The sequence below is a fragment of the Kitasatospora sp. NBC_00240 genome (genome assembly GCF_026342405.1).
GTDB lineage: Bacteria > Actinomycetota > Actinomycetes > Streptomycetales > Streptomycetaceae > Kitasatospora.
Genome location: NZ_JAPEMU010000001.1, coordinates 283811 through 309331, shown reverse-complemented (window position 1 = coordinate 309331; position 25521 = coordinate 283811). Strand labels below are relative to the sequence as shown.

Below are 25521 nucleotides of genomic sequence, written 5' to 3'. Positions count from 1 at the left end.
CTGCAGCCGGACCGTACGGGCCCGGCACGCGGCGGGCACGCCACGGACGTCGGGAGGTGTGCGGCCATGACCCCCAGCGTGACCCGCGTGGAGCGATCCACCGGGTCGTTCGCACATCCCGCGCTCTTCCACCGCGGCAGCGCCGACTACGCCGCGGGCGTGGGCGGCTTCGTCCGGGCGGCCCTGGCGGCGCCCGAACCCGTCCTGGTGGCGGTGCCCGGTGAGCGGCCGGACCTGCTCCGGGGCGTGCTGGGGCCCGCGTCCGGTGAGGTGGAGAGCGCCGACATGACGGCGCTCGGCCGCAATCCCGGGCGGATCCTCGCCCGGCTCCGGGAGTTCGCCGCCGGGCACCGTGGCCGGCCGGTGCGGATCGTCGGGGAGCCGATCCGGCCGGGCCGCTCGGCGGCCGAGATCACCGGGGCCACCCGGCACGAGGCGCTGATCAACCTGGCCTTCCGGGGGATGCCTGCGACCGTCCTGTGCCCCTACGACACGACCGGGCTGCCGCCGGCGGTGCTCGTCGATGCCCGGCGCACCCATCCGACCCTGCTCCAGGGCGGGACGAGCCGGCCCGGCCCGGCCTGCACCGACCCCGCGCTGATGGTCGCGGCCTGCGACACCCCGCTTCCGGAGCCGCCCGGGGCCCGGGAGCTGGTGTACGGCCCGGGCCGGCTGGCGCAGGTCCGCGACCACGTGCACGGCTGGGCGGCGGCCGCGGGCCTGGCCCGGACGGCCGATCTGGTGCTGGCGGTCGGCGAGGCCACCGCCAACTCGCTCGCGCACGGCGGGGGCCTCGGCCGGCTGAGGCTGTGGACGGCCGACGGGCACGCCGTGGCGGAGATCACCGACGGCGGCCGGCCGGTCGACTCGCTGGCCGGCCGGGCCCGGCCGGGCGCGGCCGAGGCGGACGGCGGCCGCGGGCTCTGGATGATCCACCAGCCCTGCGACCTGGTCGAGACCCGAGTCGGCGGCGCCGGCCTCACACTGCGCCTGCACGTCAGAATGTTCCCTGGCATTCTGTGACATTCCCGACACTCTGTGACGGAACCGTGAGGAAGTCGTGAACTTCGGCTGCCTACCGGCGTGCACCGGGGGAACCCGGGTACCCGGGTGGGACACGAGGCCAACCGGTGGAAGGACTGCCATGACGACGTCGCTGAAGGCTGCACTGACCGCTGACCCTGGCACGGAGCGCACACACCCCGCCCCCGAGCACGGCGCGACCGCCGTCGACGCGACCGCTCCGGCGGCCGAGGACCGGGGCACCGAGATGATCGAGAACCCCCGCGAGGTCGCACCCGCCGACGCCCGGCAGCTGTCGAAGGCCCTCTTCGTCCGCCTCGCCGCGCTGGAGGAGGGCACCCGCGAATACTCCTACACCCGCGCCACCCTGATCGAACTCAACCAGTCGCTGGTCCGCTACGCGGCCGGCCGCTTCCGCAACAGCCGGGAGCCGATGGACGACATCCTGCAGGTCGGGACGGTCGGCCTGATCAAGGCCATCGACCGGTTCGAACCGGAACGCGGGCTGGAGTTCACCACCTTCGCCCTGCCGACCATCATCGGCGAGATCAAGCGCTTCTTCCGGGACACCACCTGGTCGGTGCACGTCCCCCGCCGGCTCCAGGAGCTACGACTGACCATCGCCAAGGCCGGCGACGAACTGGAGCAGGGCCTCGACCGGGCACCCACCGTCGCCGAACTGGCCGCCCACCTCGAACTGACCGAGGAGGAGATCATCGAGGGGATGGTCGCCAGCAACAGCCACACCGCCGGCTCGCTCGACGCGGGCACCGACGACGAGGCCGAGAACGCCCTCACCGCCCGCCTCGGCTTCGAGGACCCGGGATTCGAGCGCCTGGAGAACCTCCACGCGGTCAAGCCCCTGATCGCGGCCCTGCCCGAACGCGAGCGCAGCATCCTGTCGATGCGGTTCGTCGAGGAGCTCACCCAGTCCGAGATCGGCAGCCGGCTCGGCGTCTCCCAGATGCACGTCTCCCGGCTGCTCTCGCGCACCCTCGCCACGCTGCGCAGCGGCCTGCTGGCGGAAGAGGACTGACGGACCGCGGCATCCCCCGGACCACAGGCCGGACTGGGCCCGGGGGCGGCGGGCGGGGTAGGGTTCCGGTCGGCTGCGGCGCACGCGGGCCCGACCGGCCGGCACCGGCCGACGGGCGCGGGCGGACCGTCCCGCAGGCGGCCCACGCCACGCGGGTGGGGGGCTCCGGCACACCGGAGCCGTGACGGAGCAGGATGTCCTGCGAGGGTACGGAAGACTGCCGGGGAAGGTGCAAGGCGATGGGAATCGGTGAGGCCGGTACGGGCTCGACGCGGCCGACGGGCGCGGTGGGCCGCTTGAGCGTGGGCACCCGGCAGGTCGACGGCGCCGTGGTCTGCTCGCTGGCGGGCGAACTCGACCTCGACAGTCTCGGCCCGGCCCGCGAGGCGCTGGAGGCAGCCACGGCCGCCGGCCCGCCGATGCTGGTCGTGGACCTGGCCGACCTGCAGTTCTGCGACTCCTCGGGGCTCAACCTGCTGCTTCAGACCCGCCTCGCCGCGGAGTCGGCGGACCTGCCGATGCGACTGGTGGCCCTCGCGCCCCAGGTCGCCCGGGTCTTCGAGATCACCGGGGCGGGCACCGTGTTCTCGATCCACGACTCGGTGGGCGAGGCCGTCGCCTCCGGCTGACGCCCCGTCCGGCCGGCCATCTTCGGCCGAGCGGGCCCCCCGGCGGTGTGTCGGCCGTCCGGAAGAGGGCAGACGAACCACCACAGGGGCAGGACCGGGACAGGGCAACGACCCGGGACGAGCCGAAGTCGACCAGTGCAGAGCATCATGGCGGGGTGAACCAGATGAGTTTCCAGACTCCCGGGGGCACGGGGCCGGCGCGCCCGGGCCTGCCCCTCACCGGGCAGCGTCGGCGCCTCGCGCTGTCCGGACTGAAGGGCCAGGTCGCCCGCGGCCGGGACTTCACCCGTCAGGCGCTCGCCGACTGGAACTGGTCGGCCGGCCAGGACCCGCACGGCCAGAGCGCCGCGGACGACGTCCTGCTGGTGGTCTCCGAACTGCTGGCCAACGCCTGCCTGCACGCCGGCGGCCCGCACGAACTCGTCCTGACCGCCTCCACCGACGGGCTGCGCGTCGAGGTGCTGGACGGGGACCCCGCCGTGCCCGTGCTGCGCTCGCCCTACGAGCCCGGCCGCCCGGGCGGCCACGGACTGCACATCGTCCAGAAGCTCGCCGACCGCTGGGGTGTGACGCCCGTTCAGGGCGGGAAGTCGGTCTGGTTGGAGTTCGCCGCCGGACGCCTGGCGGCTTAGGACTTGTCAGACAAGTACTGGCACGCCAGCCGTGTATCGCGACGTTACGCAAGGTGACGCCGGTCTGCGGGGCTCGGTCCGACGGCGGTGGCGGGCCGGTGAAGTCCGGGCCCGCGCCCGTACGAGATCTGGCAAGATCCGCTCATGAGCCGATCCGTGGTGACTTTGCGCAAGCTCGTGCCCGACGACTGGCCGGCAGTGCACTCCTGGGCCGGCCTCGAGGAGGCTTGTCGCTACCAGCCTTGGGGGCCGAACACCGAGGACCAGACGCGCGCGTTCGTGCAGACCGCCGTCGAAGCCTGGTCGCACCCCCGTCAGCAGAGATTCGTCTACGTTGCCCGCTTCGAGAACGAACTCGTCGGCATGGGTGAGCTGCACATTCGTAGCCGTCGCCATGGTCAGGGCGAAATCGCCTACATCGTGCACCCGAGGGCCTGGGGGCGGGGCGTGGGCACGGCGATCGGGCAAGAGCTTCTGTCGTGCGGGTTCGGCGAATTGGGACTCCACCGGATCTACGCGACCTGTGACCCCCGTAATCTCGCGTCGTCCCGGGTGCTGGGCAAGCTCGGCATGACGTACGAGGGGCGGCATCGGCACACCACGTTGATCCGGGACGGCTGGCGGGACTCCGAGATGTTCAGCATCCTCGACGCCGAATGGCGGCCGAGCCACAGCGACTGATGGTGATCCTGCTGGTGGGGGCCTGTTCGGGCCAGGGTGCGGCCACCGTCGAGCATCGGCGTGCGGTGTCGGCCGGGCACTGACCGCCGCCTTGATCGCTGACGTCCGGGAGGCGGGTATCGAGGTCCTCGCCCTGGACGCCCGTGGCGGCAACGCCGATGCCGGCAGCCCTGCCGGTCGCCGGGCGGCACCGACTACGGCCGTCTGCCCGATTCTGTCGCCGTCGGCGAACACCGCCACGACCAGGTTCAGCCGGCCCGTACCACGGGGTCCTTGGCATCCGAGGAGTTGGACGAGGAGGACGCCGTCCACGACCTCCGGGCGCAGGAGCGCGGGCCCGGCTTCCTGGCGACGCCGTTCCCGCATGTCCGGGCCTGGGCGGGACCGGGCAAGGCTGGTCGCAGCGGCTACCGGGTGACCGGGACGCTGGTCCTCGCGGAGGCCGGCTGCGGGATGTTCTCCCGCCTGGTGGTGACCGGGGAGTGCGCGGCGCAGGTGTGGTTCGACGACCCCGACTGGGGCGGGCTGACGCCGGGCCCGGACTTCCGTGACCGGTACCTGGCCTGGCTTCGATCGACGGGATGACGACCGTCCCCACGGTGCGGTCCGCACCGGACGGCCCCCGGCCGATGCGGACCCGTACCGCACGAGTCCGCACGGGCGGGGAGGACCTTCTCCGCTGTGGAACCTGCTGCCGGACGGGGCCCGGGCGGTCTTCCGCGCGGCGCTCGGTGCGACGAGGCCACCTGGGTCCGCGGTCGGGGGCGGACGCTCTCGCAGGCGCTCGTCGCACTGCCGCACCACCGGCGGACGAACCCGGCCATGGCGGAGAACGCCCGGCACGTGATCCGGACGGTGCTGGGCGAGGCCTGAGCATCGAGGGCCGGGGCCTGCGGGCCCGGCACCGGCCGTGCCCGGCCGCAGCCGGGTGTCGACGGCTGCGGCCGGGCACGACCGGCACTCGGCGGGTCGCTCAGCCGACCACGGTGACGTCCACCGTGGTGAAGCCGAGCGAGCGCAGCAGGCCCACGAACATGGTCCGGGTGTTGGTCTCGGCGGTGGCCACCAGGGCGGTGTCCTTGGCCGCCGTCTGGATCTTGCCGGTCGCCAGCACCTCCAACTGCTGGAGGTTGCCGGGATTTCCGGAGAAGAAGTCGCCGATCCGGTCGAACAGCCCGCGCTGCTGCGAGTAGACGTACGACCGCTTCACATCCAGCGCGGTGTCGGCGAGCTGGGCGTGCGGCAACCGGAGCGTCACCGAACGGCGGTCCGCCGACACGGTCACGGCGTCCGCGCCCAGCGCGCCGAGGTCGGTGTACGCGCCCACCGTGCCGGCGGCCACGTAGAGCGTCCGGTTGCCGAGCAGGGCCGAGGGCAGGAACTTGGCGTCGTTGTCCAGGTCGATGATCACCTGGAAGTTTCCGGTCGCGCCGGTGTAACGGCTCATGTCCTGGATGGACTTGAGGAGGACCGGCTGGCTGCGGTCCACCTGGCGCTCCGCGAAGGGGTTGGGCAGGCCGGGCAGCAGGTCGAACCGGGCGGCGGCGAGGAACACCGCCAGGATGGCCGCCAGCGTGATCGGGACACTGAGGTACCAGGGAAGTCCGCGCCGGGCCCGCGGCTGCGCCGGGGTGCGTTCCTCCACGGTTGCGGAACCGCCCTTCGGGGCCGGGTCGTCGGCCGTCTCCGGGCTCCGCCGGGCCAGGTCCTCGGTGGCCGTGGGCTTGCCGGCCGCCGACGGAGCGGGCTCGTCCTGGGCTCCGCGGAGCGGGCGTCTGTTGCGGGGGAGTGCCATCGCGTTGTCCTCCGTGGGCCGAGGACGGAGCCGGATGCGCCGCCCCCTCGACGACCTTCTGCCCCGGAATCGGCGTTCCATCAACTCGCCGTTCGCAAAAGGTTTTTACCACCCCTTCGGGAGTGTACGACCGGCCCCTGCCGGGCCCGGTGCCGGCTCGCTCCGGCCCGGAATCCTTCGGCCCGCGGCGGCTCCCTCCCACGGCCGGGGGCTTCGCCCGCGCCCGGCCGTGGCAGGTCGGCGCAGGGTGGCCAGGTCGGCGCAGGGTGCCCGGGTCAGCGGAGGGTGGCCAGGTCGGCCCAGGTGAGGCACAGCGGCGCCCACACCGCGGTGCCCCAGCTGTCGGCCAGCGCGTCCACCAGCAGCAGCCCGCGGCCGCGTGCGCTGTCCGCCGTTCCCGCCAGCCGCCACGAGTCGACGACGTCCGCGACGTCGAACCCGGGGCCGAAGTCCGCGACCATCAGCCGGACGGACTCCGGGCGGCCCGGGTCGGTCAGCATGTGCAGGTTCGCCCAGAACGGCGGGCGCCCGTACCGGACGGCGTTCCCGGCCAGCTCGCTCGCGATCAGCGCCAGATCCGGGCCCAGCTCGGACAGGCACCACTCGCAGAGCTGGCCGGCCACCCGGGACCGCAGCAGCTGCGCCGCCCGCCCGTCCGGGGGCAGCCGCCACAGGTCGGACTCCGCCCGGCAGGGACGGTGATCGGGAACGACGAGCGCGGTCATGGCAGCCTCCGTCCGGTATTCGTTGCTGTCGCCCGGCCGGACCGGTCCGGCCTGCGGCGCCGACGGGTCAGGTGATCTCGGGCCCCGGGGAAGCGGGTCAGTTGATGTCGCGCCCCGGGGAAGGGGGTGCCCGCGGGTCGGGCCGGGGTCACGGCGCGTCGTAGCGCCCACCGTCCTCGATGACCGTCGTGGCGCGCCCGCCCGCGAAGCGCCGGCGCCGCAGGACGCTCACGTAGCAGCACAGGCCCAGCAGGCCCGCCGCCATCAGCACCAGGCCGACCACGTGCAGGTTCACCCCCGACAGATGCCAGTCCACGCCGAAGGTCAGGATCGCGCCCGCCGCGAAGATGAGGACGCAGCCGCCTATACCCATGGGAACCACCTCTTGGATCGCAAACCGTCACGAACGTGTCGGCGCAGCGCCTACCCCGCCCGGTGGGGGACATACGTCCGTTCTGCCCGACCGCTGTGGGCACTTCTCGGCACGGGTCCTCCGCGCGCGGCCCTTCGACGGGGGAGCCGGGGTGCGGCCGGGGTGATGCGGTGCGGGCGCGGTGGGTGGGCGCCGACCCGCCGGGGCGGTGCGGCGGCCGGGTTTGGGAACGGCCCGCGGGGTTAGGCGCACTCCAGCCGGAGCCGAGTCCGGCGGGATCGGGAGAGGAGCTGGGATGAGCGTGCTGGTCATCCTGATTGTCTGTCTGCTCGCGGTGGTGGCGGCCGGCGCCCTCGCCGCGCCACGGCTGAAGACCCGGCGGCTGCGCGAGCGCTTCGGACCGGAGTACAGCCGCGCGGTGCTCGGCCACGGGGGCGACGTCCACGCGGCCGAACGGGAACTCACCGACCGGCTCAAGCTGTTGCGCGGATTGGAGCTCAAGCCGGTGGACGCCGCCGAGCGGGAGCGGACCGAACGGGAGCTTGCCCGGATCCAGGAACTCTTCGTGGACGACCCCGGCACCGCCGCCGCGGACGCGGACCGGCTGCTGACCGCCGTACTGGACAAGGTCGGCTACCCCGACCAGGGCCGCCTGGGCGCGGTCTCCGTCCACCACGGCGAGCTGGTGCCCGAGTACCGGGCGGCGCGGTCCACGCTGGAGCGCGCCCAGGCGACCCGGACCGGGACGGAAGAGCTCCGGACCGCCCTGATCGCCCTGCGCGACCTCACCCTGGACGTGCTGCGCGCCGAGCATCCGGTGCGCCGCAGCGGGCCCGTGCGGCCCGGCCGGGTGGCCGCCGCCCCGGCCGGCCCGACACCGTCCGCCGGCTGACCTGACGACGAGACCCGAGGAGGAGAGCCCCATGCCGGAGAAGAACAGCTCACGCTTCGACGAGGACACGAGCGGCGGGACCGCCCGACCCGACGGCGAGGACCGCCGCTCGGAAGGCCGCTGGTCGGACGACCACGGCCCGGACGACCACGGCCCGGACGACCACGGCCCGGACGGGCACGGCCGGGACGGGCACGGACCGGACGTCAGGGCGCCGGAGGCGCTCGCCGCGAACGGACGGAGGTACCCGGAGCGTCCTGCCGACCAGCCGCGAAAGCCGGTGCAGCGTACGGCCGAACAGCGAACCGCCGAACAGCGAACCGCCGAACGTCGAGCGGTCGAGCCGGGAACGGTCGATGCACGAAGGGCCGAGACCCGGACGGCCGAGGACCGGGCGGCCGGGGCGCGGATCGACGGCACACCGGCGGACGAGCGCCAGGTCGCCGATCGGACCGGTGCCGGGCCGGCTCCCGCCCTCCGCAAGCCTGCCGCCGAGCGGGTGATTCCACGCCAGCCGACGGGCTCGGATGCCCTCGACAGCCGCTCTGGGACCGCCGGCCCGGTGACGCCCGGGGCCGGTCCCGGCGAGGCAGGGCGGGACGGTCTCCGTGCACCCGGTCCCTGGCTGGAGACGGCGCAGGTCCAGCGGCTCTCCGCCCAGTGGCGGGCGGTCCAGACCGGATTCGTCGACGACCCCAGGGCGGCCGTCGAGCAGGCGGACGCGCTGGTGGGCAAGGCCGCCGACCTGCTCGCCGAATCGGTGGGTGAGAACCGGCGCCGGTTGCGCGGCGCGGGCGAACAGACGGAGGACAGCGGAATCCCGACCGAGGAGCTCCGGCTCGCGATGCGGGAGTACCACACCCTGCTGGACCGGCTGCTCGCCTCCTGAGCGATTGTGCGCTCACGGGCTCCCCGCCGACGGGCTCCCCGCCGGTGGGGAGCCCGTCGGCGATCCGGGACATGCGGCGCCCTGGCGGCCGGTCGTCCGGTCTCAGGAGTGTCGGGGCAGTCCGACCACGGGCCGCTCAGCTGCCTGTCCCTGTCCCTGTCCCTGTCCCCGAGCCGTCCGGGCCCGATGCTCCGGATCCTCGTCCGTCCGGAGCTGCCCCGTCTGCCCGCGGGCCCGCCGGGCGGCGGCGCCGACCAGGCCCTCCACCAGGGCCGCGACGCAGGCCTCCAGATCACCACCGGGTGGCAGCCGCGGCGGTCGCCCGGCCACCGCCCGGTCGGCGAAGCCGGTGTCGAGATGGGGAAACCGGGCATCGAGTACGGTGACCCGGTTTCTGCGCTGCTCCAGGCGGACGGCGTCCAGCCAGGCGCCGAGGGCCGCCTTCGACGCGCTGTAGCCGGCCATGCCGGGCGCGGGCCTGGACGCGACCACCCCGGTGACGGCCGCCAGCGCGCCGCCGGGGCCGATCTGCCCGAGGGCCCCGCGCAGCACCGCGATCGGGGCCAGCGCGTTCACGGTGAACAGGTGCTCGTCCAGGGCGTCGGAGGAATCCTCGGCCCGGCCGAAGGCGACCGTCCCGAAGGCCGTCACCACTGCGTCGAGTCCGCCGAGGGCGGTGGCGGCGCGTGCGCCGAGCAGGCCGCAGCCCGCCAGGTCGTAGGCGTCGAAGGAGAAGGCCGGGCAGCCGTCGAGCCGGGTGGAGACCGCCGCCAGCCGGGCCGGGTCGCGCCCGGCGACGGCCACCTCGGCCCCGGCGGCCCGCACCGCGGCCGCCACGGCGCCTCCGATCACCCCGGTCGCCCCGACCACCAGAATTCGCCAGTTCCAAGGCTCCGGGCCCCTCGTGGGCTCCGCCGGCCGCGCGCCGCGCAGGCCGTCCGTCTCGTTCATGCCGGACTCATCGTCCTTCCCGTGGGTGGGGCGTTCTGTTCGGGGTCGTGCGGGCACCGGGCCGGGCCGGCGCGGACGGCGTTCGGACGGGTCGGGCCGACACGTGCTGCGGGGCGGGCGGTGGCGACGGGTGCGGCCGGGCGTCGACCGACGGCCCCGGGGCGCTGTCTCCCGGAGCCGCCGGGCACCGGCTCCCGACCGGTTTCCAGCCTGCCCCCGGCCGCGTGCGGAGCCAAGTCGCAACGATTCCGCAGCGTTTGGGCCCGGCGCGCGATCGCCACAGGTGGACGCCGCCGCAGCAGGTACAGCGGCGGTGCGGTGGCGACCGGCGGGAACGGGCCGGACGGTCGAGGGCGGTCGCGGACTCCGGCGGCTCCGGCGTGTGCGCTGGTGTGCGCCCCCTGGCCTGCTATCGGCTGTCAGGGGCACGTTCGGTTGTGGACGAACACGATGGGCAACTAACCCGGAGTGACGGATTCCGGCTCCGGAGCCGGACCACAGCCCGGAGCCGGAGCTTGCGGGACACCCGGGCGACGCGGGCGGACGGCGTCGTCGCACACCACCTCCCCCTACGGTCGGGCCCGGTCGCCGCGTCCGCCGCCGGACGCACCGGCTCGGGTGCGGCCAGACCTCCCGCCCGTCCGCCAGACCTCCCGCCCGTCCGCGCGGGCCGACACCGGCTCGGGCGCATCGGTTCACGCACCGCAGCACATGCACAACTGCTCTCGGAAGGAGCGGACATGGGAATATGGTCCGACATCCGTTCGTGGTTCGGGTGGGGCGAAGGCTCCACGGCGGCCGGCGTCCCGGCCCAGGCGCCTCAGCCCGCGCCGGCCCCGCAGCCCGCGCAACCGCCCGCGGCGTCGTCCCCCGGCGTACCGCCGGAAGCCGGGGTCGCCGGTGCCGCCCCCGTATCGGCCCTCGTCGGGACGGTCTTCACCGCCGACTTCACCTCGACCCGGCAGTGGGTCGCCGGGCGCAGCAGCGCCTATCCGAACATGGGGCCGACCAACCGGGGCGACCACAAACTCGACTACCTGGTCCGCCAGTACTGCCCGGGCGGGGTGTTCTCCGCGGTCGCCCGGTCGGGTGACGGTCTGTGGAACTGCAACCTGCTCACCACCGAGGGCAGCCCGGACGGCTTCCAGGTCCGGGCCGGGGACGTCCTGCGGGCCCGGGTGACCCTGCCCACCGGTGCCGGGGCCTGGCCCGCGATCTGGACCTGGCGGGACGGCCGTAACGAGGTCGACGTCTTCGAGTACCACCCGGACAATCCCAACCTGCTCGAACTCTCCAACCACATGAGCAGCGGCAGCTACCTGTACTGGCGCGACCAGTCCGGCGCGGTCGCGCCCGGCGGGACGATCGACCTCCGGGTGACCCTGGGGGCGAGGTCCGTGGACTGGTACGTCAACGGGCGGCGGGTGTACGCCGACGGGCGCGGGGTGGGGGTCGGATGGCATGCCTATCTCATCGTCAACATGTCGGTGAGTGACGGTACTTACCATCCGCGCCCGTCCGGTCCGGTGGGTACCCGGCTCTCCTGGGTGTGCCATTCGCTGACCGTCGAGCGCTGACCGCAGGGCGGTTGCGGCTCCGGACCGGTGTGTCCTGCCGGTCCGGAGCCGCCGTGCAATTTCGGGCCTCGGGGGAACACCGCTGCGAGGGCGCTCCCTTGACGTCGGAGTTGGTCTAGTCCACATTGTGTGGTCATCAGTTCTGCGTCCCGTCGCGAACATGTCCGCCTGTGGAGCCCGCCATGACGCACGCCCCGAAGTGCGCCCCGAGACGCGCCGGCCGGCGCCGTACCGCCGCGGCCGCCGTCGCCACCGCGCTCGGCCTCGCGGGTGCGGCCTTCGCCCTGCCCGCCACCTTCGCCGGCGCGGCCTCGCCGGAGCTGATCGTCAACGGAGGCTTCGAGTCGGGCAGTCTCGACGGCTGGACCTGCGCCGGGACTTCGCAGCCGACGAGCACCGCCCCGCACTCGGGCGGCTACGCCCTGGCCTCGACGCCCGGCGCCCAGGACCTCGCGCCCTGCACCCAGACCGTCGCCGTCCAGCCGGGAGTCGGCTACCTGCTCGGCGCCTGGGTGAAGGGTTCCTACGTCCAGCTGGGCGTCACGGGCACCGGGGTGAGTGCCTCCAACTGGACCGCCGGAACGGCGTGGACGCCGCTCAGCACCACGTTCACGGCGGGCCCGCAGACCACGCAGGTCACGGTCACGGTGAGCGGTTGGTACGGCGCCGGCGCGATCACGGTGGACGACATCTCCCTCACCGGGGGCGCGGGCACCCCCCCGGCCACCACGTCCCCCTCGTCCACGCCCACCGCCACCCCGACCGCCTCGCCCACGCCCACCCCGACCGCCTCACCTACGCCCACCGCCACGCAGACCGGTGGTCCCACCCCGACCGCCTCGGCAACCGCGACGTCCGGCAACGGAGTTGTGCGGGTCACCACGGCCAAGGAGCTGAAGGCGGCCTTGGCGGCGGCGGTGCCCGGCCAGACCTTCGAACTGGCCGACGGCACCTACCTCGGCAACTTCTCGACCACCCGGCCCGGTACCGCCGATCAGCGCATCACCCTGACCGGCTCCGCGAACGCCGTGCTCACCACCACGACCGGCGGCGGCTACGGCCTGCACCTGGACGGCGCCGGGTACTGGACCGTCCGGGGCATCACGGTGACGGGGGCCCAGAAGGGCATCGTGGTCGACGCCGCCGACCATGTGGTGATCGACTCGGTCACGGTGCGCAACCTGACCATGGAGGGCGTGCACTTCCGCAACTCCAGCCGCTACGGCGTGCTGAAGAACTCCACCGTCCGCGACACCGGCACGCTCGGGGACGGCAAGGGCGAGGGCGTCTACGTCGGCACCGCGAACACCCTGTCCGACCGCAGCGACTACGTGCAGATCCTCGGCAACGTCATCGGCCCGCGGGTCGGCGGCGAGAACATCGACCTGAAGGAGGGGACCACCGGCGGGCTGGTCTCGGGCAACACCTTCTACGGCGACGGCCTCACCGACAAGAACTTCGACGACTCCTGGGTCGACGTGAAGGGCAACACCTACGTCATCGAGAACAACAAGGGCGTCGGCACCCTGAAGGACGGCTACCAGACGCACACCCAGCAGCCCGGCTGGGGCTGCGGGACGGTCTTCCGGCACAACACCTCCGACCTGGGCCCCGGCAACGGCACCAGCGGCCGGTACGCGTTCGGCGTGACCAACTACGACCCCGTCGGGTGCCCGGTGACGGTCGCCGCCGACAACACCGTCACGGGCGGCGACGGCCTGGTGAACCCGGGCATCCCGGTCGGCTGAGCGGCGGTCCGTCGGTTGGCGGCCGGGCCCGCGCCCGGCCGCCGACTCACCGCATGCGTACCGTTACCTCCTCGTGACATGACACGCGCCCGTGGGACGTGGCGGACCGGCGTGACGGGGGAACACTCATAAGTCCACTCGCACGACCGGGCGAAGAGCCTCGCCCAGAGACGGACGGTTCCCCATGTTCGGCCGCAAGCCCCGAGAGACCGAGGACGCCGAGGCGCTGGCGGCGCTCATCGCGGACGTGCGCCGCTGGGAGTACGGGGGCCGGCACGCCCGCCGGGTCGAGCAGGCCGGGCCGGTCCGGCGCGAGCGGACGGCTCTGGGTCGGCAGCGCTCGGCCGACCGCTGACACCGTCCGGCCTCCGGGCGCCGAGGTCCGACCGCAAGCATCTGAGTCTGCGGCGCACCGACCCTCACAGCGCCGGAAATCCGCTTGGCACCGTCACTAGGGTGATCCTCATGGTCACCATCGACGGGGAGCCCCCCGCCCGCAGACGCCCCGCCCGCTGACGCCTCGGCCGCCATCGCCACCCCGCCCGCCGCCGGCTCGGCGGTCGGCCCCTCGGCGGTCGACCCCGAGGGCAGGCTGCGCCCGGTCGTCCTCACCGGTCGGCACGTGCGGCTCGAACCGCTCGGCCACGGGCATCACGACGGCCTGTGCGAGGCCGTCCGCGACGGGGAGCTGTGGAACCTCGCGGTCACCTTCGTCCCGCACCCGGACGACGTCGGCGCGTTCATCGACCAGGCGCTCGCCGCGCACCGCGCCGGGGAGCAACTGGCCTTCGCCACTGTCGACTCCGTGACGGGGAAGGTGGCCGGATCGACCCGCCTGATGGCCGTCAACCTGCCGTTCCGCCGGTTGGAGATCGGCTTCACCTTCCTCGGCCGGTCCTGGCAGCGGACAGCGGTGAACACCGAGGCCAAGCTGCTGATGCTGACCCACGTCTTCGAGGAACTCGGCCTGAACCGCGTCGAGTTCCTCACGGATTTCCGCAACAGCGCCTCGCGGGCGGCCATCGCCCGGCTCGGCGCGACCCAGGAGGGCGTGCTGCGCAGCCACATGGTGATGCGGGACGGCTTCGTCCGGGACTCGGTGCTCTTCAGCATCACCGCCGCCGAGTGGCCGGAGTCCAAGCTCCGCCTCACCGCCGCGCTGGCCGCCCGGGCCGGGGGCCCGGCTCGCTGAGGCCGCCCCGGCGCGGTCACCGGAGGCCGGGCCTCCCGCCCCCTGGAACGGCCCTCGGCGGGCCCGGCGGCGAGGGCTCCGAGCCCGGGAGCCCGGCGGGGTCGAGCCCGGCGGTGGCCCGCCCGCCGACCGCCGAGGGCAGCTCCCGCCGCTACCCGACCCGGTGCGGCAACCGGGGCGCGGAGGGCGCCGGGGGAGTGGCCCGTTCGGTCGGGTCGGACGCGGCCGGGGCTTCGGCGGCCCAGCGGCGGGCCAGGACGGTGCAGGTCATCAGCTGGATCTGGTGGAAGAGCATCAGCGGCAGCACCATGAGGGCGACATCCTTCGCGGCGAACAGGACCGCCGCCATCGGCAGTCCGGCGGCCAGGCTCTTCTTGGAGCCGCAGAAGACGATCGCGACCCGGTCCGCGCGGACGAACCCCAGTCGCCGCCCGGCCTGCTGGGTGAGGGTGAGCGCCGCCGCGAGGATCAGGACGCAGAACCCGGCCAGGATCAGCAGCTGCAGTGCGGAGACCGTGTGCCAGACGCCCGCGACCACGCCCTCGCTGAAGGCGGTGTAGACGACCAGCAGGATCGACCCGCGGTCGACCAGGGTCAGGGCCGGCTTGTGGGTGGCGATCCAGCCGGCCGTCCAGCGCCGGGAGAGCTGACCGAGCAGGAACGGCACCAGCAGTTGCAGCACCAGGGTGAGTACCGATCCGGCGTCGACCCGTGCGGCGCCGCCGCCACCGAGCAGCAGCGAGGCGAGCAACGGGGTCAGCAGGATGCCGAACAGGCTGGAGAACGAGGCGGCGCACACGGCCCCGGCGACGCTGCCGCCCGCGAGCGAGGTGAAGGCGATCGAGGACTGCACGGTGGAGGGCAGCAGGCAGAGGAACAGCAGCCCCTTGGCCAGTTCGGGAGAGAGCACCGGCCCGGCCAGTGCCTCGGCCGCCAGGCCGAGCAGCGGGAACAGCGCGAAGGTGGCCAGCAGGATGGTCAGGTGCAGCCGCCAGTGCCGGGCGCCGTCGAGGGCCGCGCGGGTCGAGAGCCGGGCGCCGTAGAGGAAGAACAGGACGGCGATGGCCGCCGTCATCACGTGCCCGAGGCCGCCGGCCACCGCGCCGCGGGCGGGCAGCAGCAGGGCGAGACCCACGGTGGCCAGCAGGGCCAGGATGTAGGGGTCGATGCCGAATCGGGCGGCGGTCCTGCTCAGGGGTGCGGTGAGGTGCTTCACCCGGCGCCGCCTTTCTGTCCGTGCTGTCCGGTGCCGCCGCCGCAGGGGGCGGTCCCGGCCTGGGGCCGGGCTGTAGTACGTTCGCGGCGTCGGTGTCTTCGTCGTCCTGACGACGATTGTATTCAATCGAGGTGGGCGATGGAACGCGCGGGTGCCGAGCAGGCCGGTCCGCAGGGCAAGCTCTCGCCCCAGGCGCTGTGCCGGGCGATCCGGGACGACGTGATCCGCGGCGTCCACCGCCCGGGATCCCGGCTGACCGAGGAGTCGATGGCGGCCCGCTACGGGGTCTCGCGGGTGCCGGTCAGGGAGGCGCTGCGCACCCTGGAGGCCGAGGGCTTCGTCCAGTCCCGCCCGTATGCCGGCATCGTCGTGGTCGAGCTGGACGACGCCGAGGCCGAGGACCTGCTGGAGGTCCGCGCGCTGCTGGAGCCGCTCGGCGCCGGGCGGGCCGCGCTGCGCCGCACACCGGAGCAGCTGGGGCGGCTGAAGGAGCTGGTCTCGCTGGGCCGGGTGGCGATCGAGGACGGCCGGTTGGACGAGGTGGCGCGGCTGAACAGCCGCTTCCACGAGGTGATCGCCGCCGCCTCGGGCAGCCGGACGCTGAGCCAGCTGGTCACCCAGCTGAGCCAGAAGATCTCCTGGGTGTACTCGGCCGACCTGCCCCGCCGGGCCCAGGATTCCTGGCGCGAGCACGAGGAGATCGTGGCGGCGGTCGAGCGGGGCGATGCCGAGGCCGCCCGCGAGGTGGTGGCCCGGCACATCGCCGCGGCCCGGAGCGCCTACCGGCGGCGGTCCCCCGGGTCGGCGGGCGACGGCTCCTGACGGGCGGGTCGGCAGCGGCCCCACTCGCCGGTTTCGCGCAAGGTTCCGCCCACCGGTCGTATACAACGGCGGCCGGGGGCGACACCGGGGCGGCGGCCTACCGTCCCCTGCTTGCCGAGGACCGACCCCGTGAGCCCGTTCCGGTGACCGAGGCCGCTTCGTTGGTCGTTCGTTGGTGCAGCGTTGGCGGCCTCCGGCATGATCACTGCCGTTGGACACCGCTTCGCCCGGCTGGTTCGCGCGCGGAGGACGGCCGCCGTCGGTCCGGGCGGCCGACCGCGCGTACCGGCGACGGCCGTCGCGCCGACGACTGTCCGTGCAGCTCCGGCCGGGAGCCGATCGGCGCCCCCCCTGTTCGCGTTCCACGTTGAGATGGGATCTCGATGCCGCACCACACTCCTGCCGTCAGCCGCCGCGCCGTGATCGGTACGATCGGCGCCGCGACCGCCGCCGTCGCGGTGGCCCCGCTGAGTGCCGCCGCGGCCGAGGCCCCCGCGGGCCAGGCGCCGCAGGGCGGCCGCCCCTCGGCCGGCCACCGGGTCGCCGACATCCCGCAGACCCGCGCCAGCTCCGCGGCCGGGGAGGCCGCCACGGCCGTCCGTACCGCCTTCCCGATCGAGTACGTCGGCGTCAGCTGGACCGGGCCCAAGCGCGGTGCCTCGATCCGGCTCCACCAGGCCGAGGGCGCCGCCCAGGCCGACTGGCAGCCGCTGCCGGCCGGCTGCGCGGGCGGCCCGGACGGCCACGAGGCCGACCCGGCCACCGCCGCTACGGCGCTGATCGCGGCCGGCGGTGCGCTCGGCTTCGACCTGCGCCTGCCCGACGGCGCCACCGACGTGCGATCGGCCGCGATCGACACCGTCGGCGGCCCGAGCCGTCAGGTGACGCTCCCCGCGACCACCCCGGTGATGTTCGGCCGGATCGAGTACCTGTCGCGCGCCGCCTGGGGGGCCGACGAGACCAAGCGGTTCAAGAACGGCGTGGAGAACACGCCCACCGCGTACTACCCGCTGCAGACGCTGACCGTGCACCACACCGACGGCGTGAACGCCGACCCCGACCCGGCGGCCACCGTCCGGGCGATCTACGAGTACCACGCGATCACCCTGGACTGGGGCGACATCGGCTACCACTTCCTGATCGACGAGGCCGGCCGGATCTACGAGGGCCGCTACTCGGGCACGGACGGCATCCCGGCCCACGACAGCACCGGCAAGGTGGTGACCGCCTTCCACACCGCCGGTTTCAACTCCGGCAACCTGGGCATCGCCCTGCTCGGCACCCTGGTCGACCAGCAGCCCACCGAGGCGGCCCGCGCGTCGCTGACCGCGCTGCTCGCCGGTCTGTCCCTGTGGCACGGCCTCGACCCGCAGGCGCACGTCACCTTCGTCAACCCGGTCAACGGTGTGACCAAGCCCGTCGACATGATCAGCGGTCACCGCGACTGGCTGGCCACCGACTGCCCCGGCGCCACCATGTACGCCTCGCTGCCCGCGCTGCGCGCCGACGTCGCCGCGCTGGACAACCTGCTGCACTGAGCCCGCGCAGGCCGCCGCCCCGGGGATTCGCCCCGGGGCAGCGGCCTGCGCCGTGAGGTAGGGCCCGAACCCGCGCCGTGAGGTCAGGCCTGCTTGATCGCGGAGATCTCGAACTCCAGCAGCACCTTGTCCCCGACCAGCACGCCCCCGCCCTCCAGCGCGGCGTTCCAGCTGACCCCGTAGTCCTTGCGGCTGATCGGCACCGAGCCCTCGAAGCCCACCCGCAGATTCCCGTACGGGTCACGGGCACTGCCCTGGTACGCGAACTCGATGCCGATCGCGCGGGTGGTCTCCTTGATGGTCAGGTCGCCGGCGAGTCGGAAATGCGTGGCGTCCAGCGTCTCGACCCTGGTCGAGACGAAGGTGATCTCGGGGAAGGTGGGGGCGTCCAGGAAGTCGTTGGTGCGCAGGTGCCCGTCGCGCTGCTCGTTGCGGGTGTCGATGCTGGCGGTCTTGATGGTGACGGTGGCGGTCGACCTGGTCGGGTCCTCGCCGTCGAGGTAGGCGGTGCCCTCGAACTCCTTGAACGCGCCCCGGACCTTGGTCACCATCGCGTGGCGTGCGACGAAACCGATCTCGGTGTGGGCGGGGTCGATGGTGTAGGTCCCGGTCAGCTCGGCGGGCGGGATCTCGGTCACGGCAGGCTCCACATCGGTCGGGTCGGGGCGGCCGGCAAGACGCCCCGGGCCCACGCTAGGCGCTGACCCGGCCGAGGCGGGCCAGCCCCGCAGGGCGGATCGCCTGCCCGGCCCAGCGATCCGTGGGCGATCGGCCCGGTCACCCTGGCGGTCCGGCGCGCGGTCCGGCCGGGCGGCGGCCCGGTCGCGGCCCGCCGGGACGCCCCGGACCACGCGGCCTACGGTGGTACCGAAGGCCAGGTGCGCGGCGGCGGCGGCCGCCGCCGGACGCCCCGGCCGAGGGCGAGGTGGTGGCGGTGCCGGCCTGGCGACTGCGGGATTTCCACGATGACGATCTGGACCAGGCCGTCCTGGTCTGGGACCGGAGCCGCCCGGCCGACGAGCAGCTCCCGGTGTTCCCCGTCTCGGAGGTGATGGCCGCGGCCCACTCCGGGCAGCCCGCGGTGGTCGCCGTGGTGGGGGAGGAGCTGGTGGGGATGGCCGTCGCGCAGGCCCACGGCGAGCGGGCCTGGCTGCTGCTGATGGCGCTCTCCGCGCGGTGGCGCCGGCGCGGGATCGGCAGCGCCCTGCTGGCCGAGCTGGAGCGCCGGCTGCGCGAGCAGGGCGTGCGCCGGATCTGCGCCCTGCTCCCGGAGGGCGGCACCGGCACCGAGGCGCTGCGCAACAGCGGGTACCAGGGCCGCGCCGGACTGGTGTACTTCGAGAAGTTCTCGCACGCCGACGCGGCCGAGGCCGGCCTGCTCGCCGAACTGGGCGGCCGCCGGCTGCCGACGGGCCTGTGGGAGGCCCTGGCCGGGATGGAGCGGGAGAAGCAGGTGGTGGAGCGGCGGATCGTGCTGCCGCTGGCCGAGCGGGAGCTCGCCGACCGCTTCGGCGTGGAGCCGCCCAAGGCGGTCATCCTGTTCGGCCCGCCCGGCACCGGCAAGACCAGCTTCGCCAAGGCGGTGGCCTCCCGGCTCGGCTGGCCCTTCGTGGAGCTCTTCCCGTCCCGGCTGGCCGCGGACGCGGAGACCGGCCTGGCGGCCTCGCTGCGGGACGTGTTCGCCGACCTGGCGGAGCTGGCGAACGTCGTGCTCTTCATCGACGAGGTGGAGGAGATCGCCGGGATCCGCTCGGGCCTCGCCGTCGACCCCGGGCACGGGGTGACCAACGAGCTGCTCAAGCTGATCCCCCGTTTCCGTGAGCACGACGACCGGCTGCTGGTCTGCGCCACCAACTCGGTCCGCTTGCTGGACCCGGCGTTCCTGCGCCCCGGCCGCTTCGACCACGTCATCCCGATCGGCCCGCCCGACCCGGTGGCCAGGGCGGCCATCTGGTCCCGCTACCTGGGAGGCGCCGCCGACGGCGTGGACGTGGGCCGGCTGGTGGCGGCCAGCGGGATGTTCACCCCCGCCGACATCGAGTTCGCCGCCCGCAAGGGGGCCCAGGCGGCCTTCGAACGGGAGGTCCGGCACCGGCAGGGCCGCCCGGCCGGCACCGAGGACTTCCTGGCCGCGATCACCGGCACCCGGCCCACCCTCACCGAGCAGGCGATCACCGAGTTCGAGGAGGACATCGCCCGCTTCACCCGGATCTGACGGCCGCGCCCCCAGGCCCCGACCGGGCCCGGGAGCCCTGGGACCGACCGGGTGACCTCGCGGGCCCCGCTGCGCCGCGTCGGCGGGCCGCCGCCCGCCGCCGGGGGGACGATCGCTGCCGGCGGGGCCGGCTGCTCGGGCCCCGGCCCGGACAGCTCCGGAGGTCTTGATGCGGGTCCTGCTCCTGGCGAGCGCTTTCAACAGCCTCACCCAGCGTGTGTTCGCCGAACTACGCGATCGCGGCCACCACCTGACGGTGCACCTGGCCTGCGGCGACGAGTCGCTGCGCGAGGCCCTCCGGCGGGACGCGCCCGACCTGGTGCTCGCCCCGATGCTGAAGGCCGTGATCCCCGAGGACGTCTGGAGCCGCCACCCCTGCCTGGTGGTCCACCCCGGGCCGCCCGGCGACCGCGGCCCTTCGTCGCTGGACTGGGCGATCCACGAGGGCGCCGAGCACTGGGGCGTGACGGTGCTGCAGGCGGACGGACGGATGGACGGCGGCGACATCTGGGCCACCGCCGACTTCCCGGTGCCGCCGGTGGGCAAGAGCGATCTCTACCGCAACGAGGCCTCCGACGCGGCCGTCCGGGCCGTCCTGCTGGCCGTCCGGCGGTTCGCCTCCGGGACGTACCGGCCCCGCCCGCAGCACGGGCCGGCCTTGGACGCCCCGGACCACGTCCGCCCGTACTTCGACCAGGGTCTGCGCACGATCGACTGGGCGGCCGACCCTACCGAGGTGGTCCTGCGCAAGCTGCGGGCGGCCGACTCGCAGCCCGGCGTCCTGGACGACCTCCTCGGCGGCGAGTGGTACCTGCACGGCGGTCACCCCGAGGACGAGCTGCGCGGACGCCCGGGTGAGCCGCTGGCGACCCGGACCGGGGCTCTCTGCCGGGCGACGGCGGACGGCGCGGTGTGGATCCCGGAGCTCCGTCCGCGTCGGCGCCCCGGCGGCCCGGAGACCTTCAAGCTGCCGGCCGTCCTGGCGCTGGGCGATCGGCTGCCCGAGCTGCCGGAGGTGCCCGCGCCGCTGGAGCTGCCCGAGCACCGCCGTACCTGGGCGGAGATCGGCTACCGCGAGCAGGGCCCGGTCGGCCTGCTCCGGTTCTCCTTCCCCGGCGGCGCGATGAGCACCGGTCAGTGCCGCCGGCTGCTCATGGCGTACCGCTTCGCCCTCTCGCGCCCGACCTCGGTGCTGGTGCTGGGCGGCGGCCGGGACTTCTTCTCCAACGGCATCCACCTGAACGTGATCGAGGCCGCGGTGGACGCGGCGGAGGAGTCCTGGGCGAACATCACCGCGATGGACGACCTGGTCGAGGCGGTGCTGACCACCACCGACCGGCTGGTGCTGGCGGCGCTGGGCGGCAACGCCTCGGCGGGCGGGGTGGCGCTGGCCCTGGCGGCCGACGAGGTGTGGTGCCGGGACGGCGCGGTGCTGAACCCGCACTACCGCCTGATGGGCCTGTACGGCTCGGAGTACTGGACGTACACCCTGCCTCGGCGGGTGGGCGCGGCGACGGCCGAGCGGCTCACCCGGTCGGCCCTGCCGCTGACCGCGGCCGGCGCGCAGCGGTTGGGCCTGGTGGACCGGGTGATCGAGGCCTCGCCCGAGGAGTTCGGGCGGGAGGCGGCCCGGCTGGCCGGGCGGCTCGCGGCCGGACCGGTGTCCGGCAGCCTGATCGCCGCCAAGAAGGCGGCCCGGGAGCGGGACGAGGCGAGCCGCCCGCTGGCCGAGTACCGGGAGCGGGAGCTGGCCCTGATGCACCGCAACTTCTTCGGGCCGGAGGAGCCGTACCACGCGCTGAGGTCCGCGTTCGTGCGCAAGCGCCCCCGGCCGGGTACGCCCGCGCACCTGGACCCGCTGGTACTGGACCCACGGCTGCCGGACCTGCCGGAGCCGGACCGGCGGGTCTGACCGCCCCGGACGCGCCCCGCTTGCGATCTTCGCCGCCACCGCTTCGGCCCTGTCCACCTGAGCCTCCCGCGGTTGGTGCTGCTATGAAGAATCGAGTCCGTTTTGTCGGACTCGTCCCAGTGTTCGAGGAGGCATCCTCATGGGTGCGACAGAAACCACCACCGTAGAAGGATCCGCCCCGCAGGGCGGCCAGGAACTGCCGCTGGTGCACATCCTCTGGATCAACGCCGGCCTGAGCTGCGACGGTGACTCCGTGTCACTGACCGCCGCGATGCAGCCCAGCATCGAGGAGATCGTCACCGGTGCGCTGCCCGGAATCCCCCCGATCGCCGTCCACTGGCCGCTGATCGACTTCGAGTGCGGGCCCGTCCAGGGCGCCGACAACTTCGTCGAGTGGTTCTTCAAGGCGGCGCGCGGCGAGCTGGAGCCCTTCGTCCTCGTGGTCGAGGGTTCCATCCCCAACGAGAAGATCAAGGAGGAGGGCTACTGGTGCGGCTTCGGTGACGACCCCGCCACCGGCCAGCCCATCACCACCAGCGAGTGGCTCGACCGGCTGGCGCCCAAGGCCACCGCGGTCGTCGCGATCGGCACCTGTGCCACCTACGGCGGCATCCACGCGATGGCCGGCAATCCGACCGGCGCGATGGGCGTGCCCGACTACCTCGGGTGGGACTGGAAGTCCAAGGCCGGCCTGCCGATCGTCTGTGTGCCCGGCTGCCCGATCCAGCCGGACAACTTCTCCGAGACCCTGCTGTACCTGCTCTACCAGCTGGCCGGCTCCGCGCCGATGATCCCGCTGGACGACAAGCTGCGCCCGACCTGGCTGTTCGGCGCGACCGTGCACGAGGGCTGCGACCGTGGCGGCTACTACGAGCAGGGGCAGTTCGCCAGCGAGTACGGCTCGCCGCAGTGCCTGGTGAAGCTGGGCTGTTGGGGGCCGGTGGTGAAGTGCAACGTCCCCAAGCGGGGCTGGATCAACGGCGTCGGCGGCTGTCCGAACGTGGGCGGCATCTGCATCGCCTGCACCATGCCGGGCTTCCCCGACAAGTTCATGCCGTTCATGGACGAGCCGCCCGGCGGCAAGGTGTCCAGCACCGCCAGCACCGCGTACGGCCTGGTGATCCGCAAGCTGCGGTCGATCACCGCCGACACCGTGGACAAGGAACCCAAGTGGCGCCGCACCGGGAAGAAGCTGACGACCGGCTACCGGCCGCCCTGGTGATTCCCTGACGCCGAACCAGCCGGCCGGCTTCTCCGCCCGGTGACCACCCCGACCAGGAAAGGTACGAGAGAGACGATGGCACCGACGACGAAGGCGGCCGGCGACGGCAGCGGCCTGACCGAGATGTCCTGGGATCCGATCACCCGGATCGTGGGCAGCCTCGGCATCCACACCAAGATCGACTTCAAGCAGAAGAAGGTCGCGGAGTGCTACAGCACCTCCTCGGTCTTCCGCGGCTACAGCGTCTTCATGCGCGGCAAGGACCCGCGCGACGCGCACTTCATCACCAGCCGCATCTGCGGCATCTGCGGCGACAACCACGCGACCTGTTCGGTGTACGCGCAGAACATGGCGTACGGCGTGAAGCCGCCGCACCTGGCCGAATGGATCATCAACCTCGGCGAGGCCGCCGAGTACATGTTCGACCACAACATCTTCCAGGAGAACCTGGTCGGAGTGGACTACTGCGAGAAGATGGTCCGCGAGACCAACCCCGGGGTGCTGGACCTGGCGGAGCGCACCGAGGCCCCGCACGCGGGCGACCACGGCTACAAGACCATCGCCGACATCATGCGCTCGCTCAACCCGATCGAGGGCGAGTTCTACCGCGAGGCGCTGCAGGTCAGCCGCTACACCCGGGAGATGTTCTGCCTGATGGAGGGGCGCCACGTGCACCCCTCCACGCTCTACCCCGGCGGTGTCGGCACGGTCGCGACCGTCCAGCTCTTCACCGACTACCTCAGCCGGCTGATGCGCTACGTCGAGTTCATGAAGCGCGTCGTGCCGCTGCACGACGACCTGTTCGACTTCTTCTACCAGGCGCTGCCCGGGTACGAGGAGGTCGGCCGGCGCCGGATCATGCTGGGCTGCTGGGGCAGCCTCAACGACCCGGACCACTGCGACTTCACCTACCGCAACATGACCGACTGGGGCCGGCGGATGTTCGTCACCCCTGGCATCGTCGTCGACGGCAAGCTGGTCACCAACGACCTCACCGAGATCAACCTCGGCATCCGGATCCTGCTCGGCAGCTCCTACTACCAGGACTGGGAGGGCCAGGAGCAGTTCGTCACCCACGACCCGCTCGGCAACCCGGTCGACCCGCGCCACCCGTGGAACCAGCACACCATCCCGGCCCCGCAGAAGCGCAACTTCGAGGACAAGTACAGCTGGGTGATGTCCCCGCGCTGGTTCGACGGCAAGGACTACCTGGCGCTGGACACCGGTGGCGGCCCGCTCGCCCGGCTCTGGTCCACCGCGCTGTCCGGCCTGGTCGACTTCGGGTACGTCAAGGCCACCGGACACAGCGTGCAGATCAACCTGCCGCGCACCATGACGAAGCCGGAGACCAGCTTCGAGTGGAAGATCCCGCAGTGGAGCAACGCGATCGAGCGCAACCGCGCCCGGACGTACTTCCAGGCCTACGCGGCCGGCGCCGCCCTGCACTTCGCGGAGAAGGCGCTCGCCGAGGTCCGGGCCGGGCGCACCCAGACCTGGGAGAAGTTCGAGGTGCCCGACGAGGGCCTCGGCTGCGGCTTCACCGAGGCCGTGCGCGGCGTGCTCTCGCACCACATGGTGATCCGCGACGGCAAGATCGCCAACTACCACCCGTACCCGCCGACCCCGTGGAACGCCAGCGTCCGTGACACCTACGGCACGCCCGGCCCCTACGAGGACGCGGTGCAGAACACCCCGATCTTCGAGGAGAACTCCCCGGAGAACTTCAAGGGCATCGACATCATGCGGGCCGTCCGCAGCTTCGACCCCTGCCTGCCCTGCGGCGTCCACATGTACGTGGGCGACGGGCGCACCGTGCAGAAGATGCACGTCCCCACCGGGCTCAGCGGGATGGGCGGATGAGCACCGTGACGCAGGGCGGCGCCCCGAGCGCCGAGCAGACCGGCCGGCGGGTCGAGGAGGTCCTCGACCGCCTGGCCGCCACCGGCGACCGCGCCGCCGGCGCCGCCGCCGAGGAGCTGGTCCGGGCCCTGATGGACTTCTACGGCGCCGGCCTGGCCCGGGCCGTCGCCCTGCTCGGCGACGGCCCGGCCGACGGCCACGGCGAGGCCGCGCCCTCGCCCGCGCTGGCCCGCCTGCTGGACGACGAACTGGTCGCAGGCCTGCTGGTGCTGCACGACCTGCACCCGTACGACGTCACCACCCGGATCCGGCAGGCCCTCACCGCCGTGCCCGACCACCCCGCCGAGGTGCTCGGCTTCGACCCCGACACCGGGACCTTGCGGCTGCGCCTGACCGCGAGCAGCGGCGGCGGCTGCGGGTGCGCCAGCACCGCGCAGAGCCCGCAGCAGAGCATCGAGAGCGCGCTCGCCTGCCTCGCGCCGGAGGTGACCGCGGTCGAGCTGGAGACCCCCGAGCCGCGCGCACCCGAACCGGTCCTGCTGCAGATCGGCGCCCGGCCGGCGGGCGCCCGGTGAACGCGCCGCCGACCGCCC

24 protein-coding genes and 4 pseudogenes are annotated in these 25521 nt (G+C 73.6%); 22 read left to right on the top strand and 6 right to left on the bottom strand.

The window, feature by feature from the left end:
• Nucleotides 1–66 precede the first annotated feature (66 nt).
• The 8 genes and pseudogenes from OG689_RS01335 to OG689_RS01300 form a co-directional block, all read left to right on the top strand.
• On the top strand, nucleotides 67–1023 hold the full coding sequence (locus OG689_RS01335) for an anti-sigma factor RsbA family regulatory protein (protein WP_266316790.1): 957 nt from the start codon (nucleotides 67–69) through the stop codon (nucleotides 1021–1023).
• A 247-nt stretch (nucleotides 1024–1270) separates the two neighbouring features.
• Nucleotides 1271–2059, top strand: a complete 789-nt coding sequence (locus OG689_RS01330) for a SigB/SigF/SigG family RNA polymerase sigma factor (protein ID WP_266326784.1) — start codon at nucleotides 1271–1273, stop codon at nucleotides 2057–2059.
• Nucleotides 2060–2361: 302 nt separating this feature from the next.
• The gene (locus OG689_RS01325; RefSeq protein WP_266326782.1) at nucleotides 2362–2688 is read left to right on the top strand and encodes an STAS domain-containing protein; all 327 of its coding nucleotides are present in this window, start codon (nucleotides 2362–2364) and stop codon (nucleotides 2686–2688) included.
• 164 nt (nucleotides 2689–2852) lie between these two features.
• Complete coding sequence (locus tag OG689_RS01320) at nucleotides 2853–3320, top strand: ATP-binding protein (protein ID WP_266326780.1); 468 nt, start codon at nucleotides 2853–2855, stop codon at nucleotides 3318–3320.
• Nucleotides 3321–3464: 144 nt separating this feature from the next.
• Nucleotides 3465–4001, top strand: a complete 537-nt coding sequence (locus OG689_RS01315) for a GNAT family N-acetyltransferase (RefSeq protein WP_266316788.1) — start codon at nucleotides 3465–3467, stop codon at nucleotides 3999–4001.
• Nucleotides 4002–4065: 64 nt separating this feature from the next.
• Nucleotides 4066–4250: pseudogene (locus OG689_RS01310) on the top strand (GNAT family N-acetyltransferase); the annotation flags it as partial.
• Nucleotides 4251–4274: 24 nt separating this feature from the next.
• The gene (locus OG689_RS01305) at nucleotides 4275–4586 is read left to right on the top strand and encodes a hypothetical protein (protein ID WP_266316786.1); all 312 of its coding nucleotides are present in this window, start codon (nucleotides 4275–4277) and stop codon (nucleotides 4584–4586) included.
• Nucleotides 4587–4677: 91 nt separating this feature from the next.
• Nucleotides 4678–4874, top strand: a pseudogene (locus tag OG689_RS01300) (phosphotransferase); the annotation flags it as partial.
• Between the two features lie 100 nt (nucleotides 4875–4974).
• Here the strand turns inward: OG689_RS01300 and OG689_RS01295 are convergent.
• The 3 genes from OG689_RS01295 to OG689_RS01285 all read right to left on the bottom strand — a co-directional run bounded on the left by OG689_RS01295 (nucleotide 4975) and on the right by OG689_RS01285 (nucleotide 6894).
• Nucleotides 4975–5796 carry a DUF4230 domain-containing protein gene (locus tag OG689_RS01295; RefSeq protein WP_266316785.1) on the bottom strand — a complete coding sequence of 274 codons (822 nt, stop codon included), beginning with the start codon at nucleotides 5794–5796 and terminating at the stop codon, nucleotides 4975–4977.
• Nucleotides 5797–6071: 275 nt separating this feature from the next.
• A complete protein-coding gene (locus tag OG689_RS01290) occupies nucleotides 6072–6521 on the bottom strand; it encodes an ATP-binding protein (RefSeq protein ID WP_266316783.1) in 450 nt (149 codons plus the stop codon).
• Between the two features lie 148 nt (nucleotides 6522–6669).
• On the bottom strand, nucleotides 6670–6894 hold the full coding sequence (locus OG689_RS01285) for a DUF6458 family protein (protein WP_266316781.1): 225 nt from the start codon (nucleotides 6892–6894) through the stop codon (nucleotides 6670–6672).
• A 295-nt stretch (nucleotides 6895–7189) separates the two neighbouring features.
• On the opposite strand from OG689_RS01285, the gene OG689_RS01280 reads away from it, so the two are divergent.
• Nucleotides 7190–7786, top strand: coding sequence for a hypothetical protein (locus OG689_RS01280; protein ID WP_266316779.1), 597 nt, complete (start codon nucleotides 7190–7192; stop codon nucleotides 7784–7786).
• A 31-nt stretch (nucleotides 7787–7817) separates the two neighbouring features.
• The gene (locus tag OG689_RS01275) at nucleotides 7818–8675 is read left to right on the top strand and encodes a hypothetical protein (RefSeq protein ID WP_266316778.1); all 858 of its coding nucleotides are present in this window, start codon (nucleotides 7818–7820) and stop codon (nucleotides 8673–8675) included.
• Nucleotides 8676–8777: 102 nt separating this feature from the next.
• Here the strand turns inward: OG689_RS01275 and OG689_RS01270 are convergent, their stop codons facing one another.
• A complete protein-coding gene (locus tag OG689_RS01270; protein WP_266316776.1) occupies nucleotides 8778–9626 on the bottom strand; it encodes an SDR family oxidoreductase in 849 nt (282 codons plus the stop codon).
• A 740-nt stretch (nucleotides 9627–10366) separates the two neighbouring features.
• Here OG689_RS01270 and OG689_RS01265 point away from each other — a divergent pair.
• The 5 genes and pseudogenes from OG689_RS01265 to OG689_RS01245 all read left to right on the top strand — a co-directional run bounded on the left by OG689_RS01265 (nucleotide 10367) and on the right by OG689_RS01245 (nucleotide 14143).
• Nucleotides 10367–11203, top strand: coding sequence for a beta-glucanase (locus OG689_RS01265; protein ID WP_266316774.1), 837 nt, complete (start codon nucleotides 10367–10369; stop codon nucleotides 11201–11203).
• Nucleotides 11204–11385: 182 nt separating this feature from the next.
• Nucleotides 11386–11847: pseudogene (locus OG689_RS01260) on the top strand (carbohydrate binding domain-containing protein); the annotation flags it as partial.
• Nucleotides 11848–12069: 222 nt separating this feature from the next.
• Nucleotides 12070–12951 (top strand): annotated as a pseudogene (locus tag OG689_RS01255) (right-handed parallel beta-helix repeat-containing protein); the annotation flags it as partial.
• 184 nt (nucleotides 12952–13135) lie between these two features.
• Nucleotides 13136–13306: a hypothetical protein gene (locus OG689_RS01250; RefSeq protein WP_266316772.1), complete on the top strand. Its 171-nt coding sequence runs from the start codon at nucleotides 13136–13138 to the stop codon at nucleotides 13304–13306.
• Nucleotides 13307–13573: 267 nt separating this feature from the next.
• Nucleotides 13574–14143 (top strand): GNAT family N-acetyltransferase, encoded by a 570-nt coding sequence (locus tag OG689_RS01245; RefSeq protein ID WP_266316771.1) that lies wholly within the window; start codon nucleotides 13574–13576, stop codon nucleotides 14141–14143.
• A 151-nt stretch (nucleotides 14144–14294) separates the two neighbouring features.
• Here the strand turns inward: OG689_RS01245 and OG689_RS01240 are convergent, their stop codons facing one another.
• The gene (locus OG689_RS01240; protein WP_266316770.1) at nucleotides 14295–15359 is read right to left on the bottom strand and encodes a bile acid:sodium symporter family protein; all 1065 of its coding nucleotides are present in this window, start codon (nucleotides 15357–15359) and stop codon (nucleotides 14295–14297) included.
• A gap of 138 nt (nucleotides 15360–15497) precedes the next feature.
• Here OG689_RS01240 and OG689_RS01235 point away from each other — a divergent pair, with 138 nt between their 5' ends.
• Together OG689_RS01235 and OG689_RS01230 are read left to right on the top strand one after the other, a co-directional pair.
• Complete coding sequence (locus OG689_RS01235) at nucleotides 15498–16181, top strand: GntR family transcriptional regulator (protein ID WP_266316768.1); 684 nt, start codon at nucleotides 15498–15500, stop codon at nucleotides 16179–16181.
• A gap of 383 nt (nucleotides 16182–16564) precedes the next feature.
• Complete coding sequence (locus tag OG689_RS01230; protein ID WP_266316767.1) at nucleotides 16565–17719, top strand: peptidoglycan recognition family protein; 1155 nt, start codon at nucleotides 16565–16567, stop codon at nucleotides 17717–17719.
• 83 nt (nucleotides 17720–17802) lie between these two features.
• Here OG689_RS01230 and OG689_RS01225 read toward each other — a convergent pair whose 3' ends face one another.
• Nucleotides 17803–18357: a YceI family protein gene (locus OG689_RS01225; RefSeq protein ID WP_266316766.1), complete on the bottom strand. Its 555-nt coding sequence runs from the start codon at nucleotides 18355–18357 to the stop codon at nucleotides 17803–17805.
• Between the two features lie 287 nt (nucleotides 18358–18644).
• Between OG689_RS01225 and OG689_RS01220 the strand changes: the two genes are divergently transcribed.
• The 5 genes from OG689_RS01220 to OG689_RS01200 all read left to right on the top strand — a co-directional run bounded on the left by OG689_RS01220 (nucleotide 18645) and on the right by OG689_RS01200 (nucleotide 25503).
• Nucleotides 18645–19934, top strand: a complete 1290-nt coding sequence (locus OG689_RS01220; protein ID WP_266316765.1) for a GNAT family N-acetyltransferase — start codon at nucleotides 18645–18647, stop codon at nucleotides 19932–19934.
• A gap of 169 nt (nucleotides 19935–20103) precedes the next feature.
• A complete protein-coding gene (locus OG689_RS01215) occupies nucleotides 20104–21846 on the top strand; it encodes an enoyl-CoA hydratase-related protein (protein WP_266316763.1) in 1743 nt (580 codons plus the stop codon).
• A 139-nt stretch (nucleotides 21847–21985) separates the two neighbouring features.
• Nucleotides 21986–23068 (top strand): hydrogenase expression protein HypE, encoded by a 1083-nt coding sequence (locus OG689_RS01210; RefSeq protein WP_266316762.1) that lies wholly within the window; start codon nucleotides 21986–21988, stop codon nucleotides 23066–23068.
• Nucleotides 23069–23143: 75 nt separating this feature from the next.
• Entirely contained in the window at nucleotides 23144–24928 is a 1785-nt protein-coding gene (locus tag OG689_RS01205) for a nickel-dependent hydrogenase large subunit (protein ID WP_191293484.1), read from the top strand.
• The gene (locus tag OG689_RS01200; RefSeq protein ID WP_266316759.1) at nucleotides 24925–25503 is read left to right on the top strand and encodes a hypothetical protein; all 579 of its coding nucleotides are present in this window, start codon (nucleotides 24925–24927) and stop codon (nucleotides 25501–25503) included. The genes OG689_RS01205 and OG689_RS01200 overlap by 4 nt, the downstream gene beginning before the upstream one ends.
• Nucleotides 25504–25521: the final 18 nt, after the last annotated feature.